This window comes from Sphingomonas parva (ex Maeng et al. 2020) (genome assembly GCF_004564275.1).
In the GTDB taxonomy this organism is placed as follows: Bacteria; Pseudomonadota; Alphaproteobacteria; order Sphingomonadales; family Sphingomonadaceae; genus Allosphingosinicella; species Allosphingosinicella parva.
On the sequence record NZ_SPDV01000085.1, the window covers coordinates 1 to 9,381 of the forward strand.

A 9,381-nucleotide genomic window follows, 5' to 3' on the forward strand; every position below is an offset into this window, starting at 1 on the left:
CGCCGGCGCTGCTGCCGGCGCCGGCGATCGCCCGCCCCGCGACTGCGCCCCTCGGCCGCGCTCAGGAGAGCCTCGGGACGCGGGTGCCGGCCGAGCTCGCCGCGGCGATCGCGGCGGCGGCGAAGAGCGACAGGGACGTCCGCGCCTTTTACGCTGCGCGCGACTGGCGGCCTCTGTGGATCCGCGGCGGGCGGATCGTGCCCGAGGCGGGCGCGCTGCTCGACCTCGCCGCGACCGCCGACGCCGACGGGCTGAAGCCGGGCGACTATCGGCCGAAGACGCTGGCCAATGCGCTCGACAGAGCGCGCGACGGCTCGCCGCGCGCGCTGGCGCGGGCCGAGGTTTTGCTGTCGCAGATCTTCGCCGATTACGTCCAGGACGTGCGCCGGCCGCGCGAGATCGGCATGCTCTGGGCCGACCAGGCGGTGGTGCCGGTGGTGCCGAACCGGACGGTGCTGCTGCGCACCGCCGCCGAGGCGCCGTCGCTGGCCCGCTATCTCGACGACCAGGCCTGGACCAACCCGGTCTATGCGAAGCTGCGCGCGGCGCTCGCCGCCGAATGGGGCGATCCCGATTCCGAGCCTTTGCTCCGCCTCAACCTCGAGCGGGCGCGGATCCTGCCGCCGGCCGACAGCGGCCGGCGCTACGTGCTGGTCGACGCCGCCGGGGCGCGGCTGTCGATGATCGAGGGCGGCATCGTGCGCGACACGATGAACGTCGTCGTCGGCAAGCCCGAGCAGCCGACGCCGATGCTCGGCGGCATGATCCGCTTCGCCATCCTCAATCCCTATTGGAACATCCCGCCCGACCTGGTGCGCTCGCAAGTGGCCGGCAACGTGCTCAGGACCGGGCTCGGCTATCTCCGCACCAAGCGCTACGAGATCCTCTCCGACTGGTCGGAGAGCCCCAAGGTGCTCGATCCGAAGAAGATCGACTGGCGCGCGGTGGCGGCCGGGCGACGCGAGCTGCGAGTCCGCCAGCTGCCCGGCAAAGGCAATGCGATGGGGAAGATGAAGTTCATGTTTCCCAACGACATGGGCATCTATCTTCACGACACGTCCGAGAAGAACCTGCTGACCAGGGAGGCGCGGCTGTTCAGCTCCGGCTGCGTCCGGCTGGAGGATGCGGCGCGGCTCGGGCGCTGGCTGTTCGGCAAGCCTCTGGTCGCGCCGAGCGCGAAGCCGGAGCAGCACGTCAACCTGCCCGAGCCGGTGCCGGTCTACGTCACCTATTTCACCGCCGCGCCCGAGGGGCAGAGGATCGCCTTCCGCCAGGACGTCTACAAGCGCGACCCGGCGCTGCTGGCGCGGGTGCGGGGCCGGAGCTTCGCGGCGCGGTAGGAGCCCGTTTTGCGGCGGCGGTGCGGGCTCGAGCGCCCGATTTTAGCACACGACGACACGACGGCACGACGGGTTGCGCGGCTCCGGCGCCGGCTGAGGTCACGCACGATCGGCGCGTGGCATTGCGGCAGTATTTCCACGCGAAGCCGCGAAGAAGAAGGGAAGACGCGAAGGGTTGCGCTGCATCTGTGACGGCGTCTTGATGGACCTTTCTTGCGCCGCCTCCGGCGGCGCTATCGGACTGTACCGGGACTTTTTCGAGCCGGTTCGACCGGCCCGCTTCGCGGCTTCGCGTCCTTCGCGCCTTCGCGTGAAACCGGGCGGTGGAGACGGGCCGCGCCGCTTCGGCGGGCGCGGCGGTCAGGCGAGGCGGGCGAGGAGGAGGGAGAGCTCGCTCTGCCGGCGGGTCGAGGTCTTGGCGTAGACTCGCTTGAGCTGGGAGCGGATCGTCTCGGGCGAGACGTCGAGCTGGCGGGCGAGGTCGGCGGGGGCGATGCCGCGGGCGATGCCGCGCGCGACCCGCGCCTCGGCCGGAGTGAGATCGAACAAAGCGGCGATGATGTCGGGCGAGGGCAGCAGGCCGTTGCCGGGGCGGGCGATCAGCGCGAAGGTCGCGACCCGGCCGAACAATTCGCGGGCGTCGTGCCGGGCGGGGAGCAGATGGAGGACGGCGACGCCGGCCTTGTCGCGGTCGCGCGCGGCGACCGACAGGCCGGTGGCGTGGCGATCGAGCTGGGCGAGCGCGGCGGCGAGGCGGCGGTCGCTCTCCTCGTCACGCATCCGCAGCCGCGCCGGCCCGTCGCAGAGCACGCCGCCGAGATGGTCCTGGAATCGCTCGCTGGCGGCGAGCAGGCGGCCGCGCGGATCGAGCAGGCCGATCGCCGCGCCGACCGAGGAGAAGGCCTCGACCAGGCTCTGGACCCTGGCCGCCTCGATCTCGCTGCTGAGCAGGGCGGCGCGGGCGATGTGCGGCCGCAGCCCGTCGAGCACCGGCGCCGCGGCGCGCGAGGCGGGATGGTCGCGGAACGCCTCGATCGCGACGACCAGGACGTCGTCGCGCGCGCCCTGGACGATCGTCGCGGCGCCGGCCGCGGCGCCGCGCGGATTGAGGAAATCGGCGTAGATCGGCAGCGTCGCGAGCTCCTCGGCGCTGTGCAGGTCGCTGTCGGTGAGGAAGCCGCCGTGGTCGGCGCGGGCGAGCAGCCGGGCGACGCGCGAATTGTCCGCATTCCAGCCCTCGTCCTCGAACGCGCGGGTGGCCTCGGCGATCGCCGGCGACGACTGGATCCTGAGGCCTTCGGCGGTGGTGCGGATCAGGTTTCCGCCGGCCGCGCCGAGCGCGCGGGCGATGGCGTCGAGCGCCTCGGGCCAGCGCTCCGGAAAGGCGCCGGCTTCGTAGATCCTGCCGATCAAGGCGGTCGTGACGTGCGGCGCCAGCATCTCTCCCCCTTTCGAACAATCCGGCGCATAGCCCAGCAACAGCGGCGAAAAAAGCAGGCGGCATCACCCATTTGGGGCATGAACGATCGGCCGCGGCTCCTAGAATGCGGCGGTCGATCGTGCGCGCCGGAGGTCCCGCCGCAGCGCAGGGCCGGCATGCGGGACCGCAAAAGGGGCGGGGCGCCGGCGGCATCGGGCGAGGGGACGCCCAAATCCTGCCGCCGGCGCCCTCAGTCGCCCGGCGGCACGCGCAGGCGGCCGCCGGGAGCTTCGACGCCTGGGCGGAGCCGGGATCGACGCCTTTACCGGGCTTCCGGCGCGGGCTAGGCATCCCCACCCAGGCAGAGAGGACATCGGCGATGTGCGAACGGGACCAGCTCGACCAGTTCAACCGTGCGCGCGACTGGGCGCCGAACCGGCGCCAGTTCGCCATCGCCGGGCTCGGCGCGCTCGCCGCCTGCGCGACCGGGACGGGCGGCGACGGCAGCGCCGGCCTGGCCGAGACGCGGGTCAGCTTCGCCACCGCCGACGGCACGATGGACGCCTTCTTCGTCCATCCCGCCGAGGGACGGCATCCGGCGATCGTCACCTGGCCCGACATCGCCGGCCTACGCGACGCGTTCGAGGTGATGGCGCGGCGCCTCGCCGGCCAGGGCTATTCGGTGCTCGTCCTCAATCCTTATTACCGCGCCGCGCCGGCGCCGCAATTTCCGGACTTCGCCCGGTTCCGGGCGCAGGGCGGGTTCGACCGGGTCGGGCCGTGGCGGGCGGCGCTGACCGCCGAGGCGGTCCAGCGCGACGCGAAGGCGGCGATCGCCTGGCTCGACGGACAGGAGGCGGTCGACACGACGCGCGGCGTCGGCACCCACGGCTATTGCATGGGCGGGCCGTTCACCGTCTGGACCGCGGCGGCGGTGCCGGCGCGGGTGCGCGCCGCCGCCTCGCTGCACGGCGGCGGGCTGGTGACCGACGACGCCATGAGCCCGCACCGGCTGCTCGGCCGGACGCAGGCGCGCTATCTGTTCGCGATCGGCCAGGACGACGATTCCAAGGCGCCCGCGGTGAAAACGACGCTGCGCGAGGCCGCGGCGCAGGCCGGGCGGCCGGCCGAGGTCGAGGTCTACCGCGCCAACCACGGCTGGACGGTGATCGACGGCAGCGCCTACGACGCCGCCGAAGCCGAGCGCGCCTGGGCGCGGATGAGCGCGCTGTTCGCGACGCTGTAGGGAAGACCGATCGGCCTGGAGGCTGCTTCAGGAAAGCGCGGCGCGAGAGCCTGCCTCGCCGGATTGTCCGCTCAACCTCATCATCGCGCCGGCGTGAGAAGCGTCATGCCGGTCTCGGCGATCTGCGCCGGAAGGATCGATCGGACGCTTCGGCCTCGTCCGCATCCGCCCAGTCCGTGCGCCGCCCGATCCACGGGTTGAGAAAGAGGAAAGGCAGCTTCAGCAGCAGAAGCTCGGAATGGATGAACGTGTCGACGGCGCGTTCCCAGGCGCGCGGCCGGCGCTTGCCGTGCTTGCGCAGCCAGCCGTCGTAGGGCGCCCAGTGGCTCGGCTCATCCTTGCGGATGATGGTGAAGATTCGCACCAGGATCGGATCGCTGCGCACGAACGGATTGGCGAGCAACGCCTCCAGGGTGCGGTAACCGCGCTGCTCGGTGAGGGAGATCACCCGGCAGAGCCGCTCGAACAGCGCGTCGTCGTCGATGACGGCCTGGGTATCGAGCCGATCGATCGGGGTTCCGAACATGATCTCGACGAACCTGTCGATGTGGCCGAAGGTACGGTCGAGGGCGAGCGGCATCACGCCCCGGCGCTCGAACCAGCGGCGGAACATGACATAATGCTTGCGTTCGTCGCCGCGGTGCCGCTCGATCGCCGAGATCAGCTCGACGTCTTCGGGGGAGCGCGCCCGCACCGCCTCGAGCACGCGATCAATCGCCGTATAGCCGCGATGTTCGTTGTAGATGTAGATCGAGCCGAGAACGTCGAGATAGCGCCGCCGAATGGCCGCGAGCGGGCCCCGGTCAGGGGCGGAGCCGCGCTTGCTCAAGAGGAAGAGGCTGGCCAGGCCGCTTATCGTTCCCGCCCCCAGCGTCGCCTGCATCCAGTTCATGCGCCGTCTCCCGCGAGCCGCCGGTCTGACGAACGTCGGTCCGGCCGAGGGTAGGCCGTTCGGCGACCGCGCGCAATCGTGCGGCGCACCCGCCGGGCGCGCAGAGAGTGACCTTTCACCCTGGTCGATCCGCCCCGTCGCGGCCGCCGCTCGGTGGCGCCGCCGCCCGCGCGCCGACGCAGACCGGCGCCAGGCGGCGCGTCACGCCTGGAGCATCGTGCGCTCCGGCTCCTCGCGCATCGGCCGGCGGATCCGGTCGGCGCCGGCCGCGCCCGGATCGAGCGCCTTCTCCAGATACCCGACATATTTCCTGCGGCGCCTGGGCGGCAGGAACGGCCCGTCGGGATCGATCACCGCCTCGATCAGGGCCGCGCCTCGATGCGCGAGCGCTTCCTCCGCCACGCGCGCGGGCGGCGAACGAGCACGAGATTTCCCGACGGATCGTCACGTCCACCACTCCGCGGCCAGGCGGCTGGACCGAGAGCTGCGTGCCGAGGCGCGTGTCGCGAAGCCGGGTTGATGTCCTTCATTCGCGGATGCGGTTCAGCGTGCTGACCATGAAGGCGGTCGACCAGCCGATCAGGACGAAGCCGACGAGCGCCTCGATGGCGCCGATCAGCCTCCAGTCGGCGGGAAAATAGTCGGCGGTGCGGCCGAGCGTGGCATAAGCCGAGGCGGAGTAGAAAAGCGCCTCCTCGATCGAGCCGATCGCCCCGACCGCCAGGTAGAAGAGCGAGAAGAGCAGGATCTCGACAATGTGCAGGGTGAAGACGGCGAGGCCGAGACCGGCGAGCAGCAGGACGGCACGGATGCCGAAATCCCATTCGCGCAGACGGTCCTTGCGGAGCCGGAGAAGGCGAGAGGTCGCGACCAGCCCGACGCCGTGCACCACCGTCATCGACACGACGAGCCCGGCCGAAGCGGCAAGTTGCACGCCGAGCTGCGCCGGGGGAGCGTCTCCGAGCATGCCTATCGGCCTCCCGGCCGCCGATATGAATTCAGAGGGTGCATCAGACCGATGCGGCGGCCGCCGGTCCGCACCGCATGTCGTCCTCGAGCCGCAATCGCTCGTGTGCCAGGGCCGCCTGGGCAATGATGGTTGCGAGCAGCACCTTCTTGTGCGGATGAACCGGCGGCTGACCGTCCGTGCGGGCGAGGCCGAGCACGGCGAGGATGCCGAGCGAGGTCTTCAGCGGGTGGAACTGCCAATTCGCCTCGGCGAGCGTGGCCGTGCCGCTTCCCGCCTCCGTTCCGCGGCTCCAGGCCCAATCGAGCGCGGCGCGATCGAGCGGATCGAGGACCGGCTCCTGCGGGAACGCGCCGGCAACGATCAATTTCCCCTCGACCTCTCGCAGCACTGCTGCCTCTACGTCGAGCAGGGCTGCGACGTCGCGCGACAGGGCTTCGGCCGTACTCCCCCAGTCCGACGCCTTGGTGAGGCTGAGAGCGAGCGCCGCCAGTGCCGCATTCTCCTGCGCGCTGCGATCGCTCAGGATCGCCCGCGCGCGGAGCCGCCCGGTGAGCACGCTGGTGGAAATGCCGAGCGCGAGCAATGTGCCGAGCACGAGCAGATCCTGCGGCGCCGCGAGCGTGAGGGAGAAAGCGGGTTTCAGGACGAAGATGTCGTAGGCGGCCGCGGAGAGCAGGCTGGAGAGGATGGACGCTCGGACGCCGTAACGCGCGGCGACCGGAATCACCGGGAGAAGAAAGAGCAAGGCCAGCCCCTGCGGGCCAATGGTCGAGCGGAGCAGCAGTACGAGCGGGATGGTCGCGGCGACGGCGCCGATGGCGGCGAGATAGGCGGTCCGGTGCGGCTCGCCGGTGCCCGAGCCCGAAGCGGCGCGCGGGGCGGCTTCGGTCTCGCAGGGGACGAGGACGATGCTGGCATGCGGCAAAGCGGCGCGAAGCTGGTCCGACAGGCGGGGACGCCACACGCTGGCGTGCGCCGGAGCGCCGATCACGATGTGGCTCGCACCGCCCGCGGAGGCCGCAATGCCGTCGACTTCCGTCCCGGCAGGGATGCTCGATACTTCGGCCCCGAGGCTGCCGGCGAAGGTCAGCGCCTCCGCCGCTTCGGCCGAAGAGGGGCCCAGTGGGGTCACGATGTGCAGCGCGGTCCAGCCGACGCCGAAGGCGTCCGCAAGACGCCGTGCCTCCTCCAGGACTTCGGTGGCGCTGCAGCCCGCCGAGACGACGGCGACGACCCGCGCCTCCTTCGGATCAACTGCGTCGGCGTGACCGGGCAGGATCGACGACGGGCTGCTGGCATTCCGAGTCTCGACGAGACGCATTCCGGCTCCTTCTCTTGACGCGGTCGCTCGCGACCCGGAACGAGAACGGTCGTTCGCCCTTTCGGTGCCGGAATACGCCACGAGCGCCAGAGCCGCGGCCGAATTGTCGCGGCTCGAGACCCGCGGCGTTTCGCCCGGACACGTTGAGATCGATCAAATATGGACCCTGAACGGAGGTGACGGGGTTGGTGAGCGGTGACCCCGTTCCATTCGACACCTGACCGTCCCGGCCTCCTTATCGGGCGCCACCGGCTTCTCGTCGCGCTCACTGCCCTGGGGGCAGCGCTGACGAGCGCCTCCGCGGCGGCCGCATCGCCGTCCATCGCCGTGACCACGAACCAGACGGAGGCGGCGCCCGCCGACCCGTTCGGACGTTCGACTCCCGCCGGCAGCGTTGCCGGCTTCGTCGACGCGATCTCCGCGCGCGACTATGCCGTGGCCGCCGCCTATCTCGATCTGCGATCGATCCCGGCGCGCAAGCGCGGGCGCCTGGGCCCGGCCGCGGCACAACGCCTTCAGCAGGCGCTGGACGAGGCGGGACGATTCTATCCGCGCGCGCGGATCAGCCGCGCGCGTGACGGCGACCTGCTCGACGGGCTGCCGCCCGAGCAGGAGCGTGTGGGGACGATCGAGCAGGAGAGGCGCGAGGTGCCGATCCTTCTGGAGCGGCGCGAAGTCGACGGACAGGGGCGCTGGCTGGTGTCGGGCGAGACGCTGGCTGCCGCCGCCGCGGCCGAATCCAGCCGATCGCCGGCGCCCGCCGAGCGATGGCTGCCCAGCGCCTTCACCGATGCGGAGGTCTGGGGCGCGCCCGCTTCGCACTGGCTCACCCTCCTCGCCGCCACCACCGCAATAGTCGCAGCTTTGTGGCTGCTCATTCGTCTGGCCGTCGCCGCGAGCTGCCGCCTCGTCAAGCGAGCGGGCAGGAGCCGGCAATTCCTGCGCGCCGTCTCCACCCCGGCCGCACTGCTCGGCGCGGTGCTGGTGGGGCGAACGCTCGGTCCGCTGGTCGGCGCGTCGATCGTTGCGCGCCAGGGCATGTCGTGGCTGCTCGAAATCACCGGCTGGGCCGCATGCGGCTGGGTCGCTCTGCGCGTCGTCGACGGACTGGGAGAAAGCGCGCTCCGGCGCCTCAGCCACAAGGGCCGACTGAACGCGACGTCCATCGTCCAGTTCGCGGTGCGGATCGCAAAGGCGGCCCTCGCCGTGGCGACGTTCATGGCGATCCTCGACGCGCTCGGGTTCGACGTCACCGCTGCCGTTGCGGCGCTCGGCATCGGCGGGATCGCACTCGCGCTCGGCGCGCAGAAGACGGTGGAGAATCTGCTCGCCAGCCTCTCCATCCTCTCGGACCGGCCGTTCCGCATCGGCGAGACCTGCCGCTTCGGCACGCTGGTCGGCACGGTCGAGGAAATCGGCATGCGATCGAGCCGGATCCGGACCCTGGACGGAACCCTGCTGACCATCCCCAACAGCATCCTCTCGAACGCGGAAATCGAGAATTATACGCGCCGCAGCAAGGCGCTCTTCAAACCCGTCTTCCATGTTGCGACCGCATCGCCACCGGCGGAGATCGAACGACTGCTTCGCGCGATGCGCGACGCCCTCTCCGGCGATCCGCGTATCGAGGGAGAGGCCGCGCGTGTCCGCTTGCTGACGCCCACCGCCGACCGGCTGCCGATCGAAGTGTTCGCGACCATTCGAACCCATGATTTCGACGCGTTCCTCGCCATCCAGGAAGAACTGATGCTGAAATTGCTGCGGATCGTGCACGCGGGATCGTTAAGGCTCGCGCCGCCGGAGATCGCGGTCGCGCCCGGCGCGGCCGCGCCGGCGCCGATCGAAGATCCTGCCGACCGCGGCGGGGCGCCGTGACTTGCCGCCCGGCGACTCGGCCGCCCCGGGGAAAGCCTGTCATGCGCCGACGGCCGGCTCCTCGCTCCTCAGCGCGCGCCCGCCCTGCTCGGCGAGCAGAGCCGCGACGGACCAGGGATCGGCGTTGGTGAGGCGGGTGTCGACGCCGATCCAGATGCCTCCGGCATGGACCTCCGCTTCGTAGCGGCGCGCATCATAGTCGCTCACTCCGTAATGGATGAGCGCACCGGCGAGGCCGCCCGCCGAACCGCCCACGATCGCTCCGCTCGCCGCGGTGCCGACGATGCTGCCGAGCCCGGCACTGAGCGCGCCGGCGG

8 protein-coding genes and 1 pseudogene are annotated in these 9,381 nt (G+C 71.3%); 3 read left to right on the forward strand and 6 right to left on the reverse strand.

The features are described from left to right. Positions 1-1,340: L,D-transpeptidase scaffold domain-containing protein (locus E2493_RS20300; RefSeq protein WP_135090514.1), on the forward strand; the 1,340-nt coding region annotated here is incomplete at its 5' end. 360 nt (positions 1,341-1,700) lie between these two features. Here the strand turns inward: E2493_RS20300 and E2493_RS20305 are convergent. Further along, positions 1,701-2,780, reverse strand: a complete 1,080-nt coding sequence (locus E2493_RS20305) for a helix-turn-helix transcriptional regulator (protein WP_135090516.1) — start codon at positions 2,778-2,780, stop codon at positions 1,701-1,703. A 359-nt stretch (positions 2,781-3,139) separates the two neighbouring features. On the opposite strand from E2493_RS20305, the gene E2493_RS20310 reads away from it, so the two are divergent. Next, entirely contained in the window at positions 3,140-4,006 is an 867-nt protein-coding gene (locus E2493_RS20310) for a dienelactone hydrolase family protein (protein WP_135090518.1), read from the forward strand. 103 nt (positions 4,007-4,109) lie between these two features. Here the strand turns inward: E2493_RS20310 and E2493_RS20315 are convergent, their stop codons facing one another. The 4 genes from E2493_RS20315 to E2493_RS20330 all read right to left on the reverse strand — a co-directional run bounded on the left by E2493_RS20315 (position 4,110) and on the right by E2493_RS20330 (position 7,189). Beyond that, positions 4,110-4,898, reverse strand: coding sequence for a ferritin-like domain-containing protein (locus tag E2493_RS20315; protein ID WP_225421621.1), 789 nt, complete (start codon positions 4,896-4,898; stop codon positions 4,110-4,112). A gap of 201 nt (positions 4,899-5,099) precedes the next feature. After that, a complete protein-coding gene (locus tag E2493_RS20320; RefSeq protein ID WP_135090520.1) occupies positions 5,100-5,300 on the reverse strand; it encodes a hypothetical protein in 201 nt (66 codons plus the stop codon). 124 nt (positions 5,301-5,424) lie between these two features. Then, positions 5,425-5,865: a hypothetical protein gene (locus tag E2493_RS20325; RefSeq protein ID WP_135090522.1), complete on the reverse strand. Its 441-nt coding sequence runs from the start codon at positions 5,863-5,865 to the stop codon at positions 5,425-5,427. A 43-nt stretch (positions 5,866-5,908) separates the two neighbouring features. Continuing rightward, positions 5,909-7,189 carry a DUF4118 domain-containing protein gene (locus E2493_RS20330; RefSeq protein WP_135090524.1) on the reverse strand — a complete coding sequence of 427 codons (1,281 nt, stop codon included), beginning with the start codon at positions 7,187-7,189 and terminating at the stop codon, positions 5,909-5,911. Between the two features lie 327 nt (positions 7,190-7,516). On the opposite strand from E2493_RS20330, the gene E2493_RS20335 reads away from it, so the two are divergent. Then, entirely contained in the window at positions 7,517-9,064 is a 1,548-nt protein-coding gene (locus tag E2493_RS20335) for a mechanosensitive ion channel family protein (RefSeq protein ID WP_135090526.1), read from the forward strand. Between the two features lie 39 nt (positions 9,065-9,103). On the opposite strand, the pseudogene E2493_RS21470 reads toward E2493_RS20335, so the two are convergent. Then, positions 9,104-9,381 (reverse strand): annotated as a pseudogene (locus E2493_RS21470) (hypothetical protein); the annotation flags it as partial.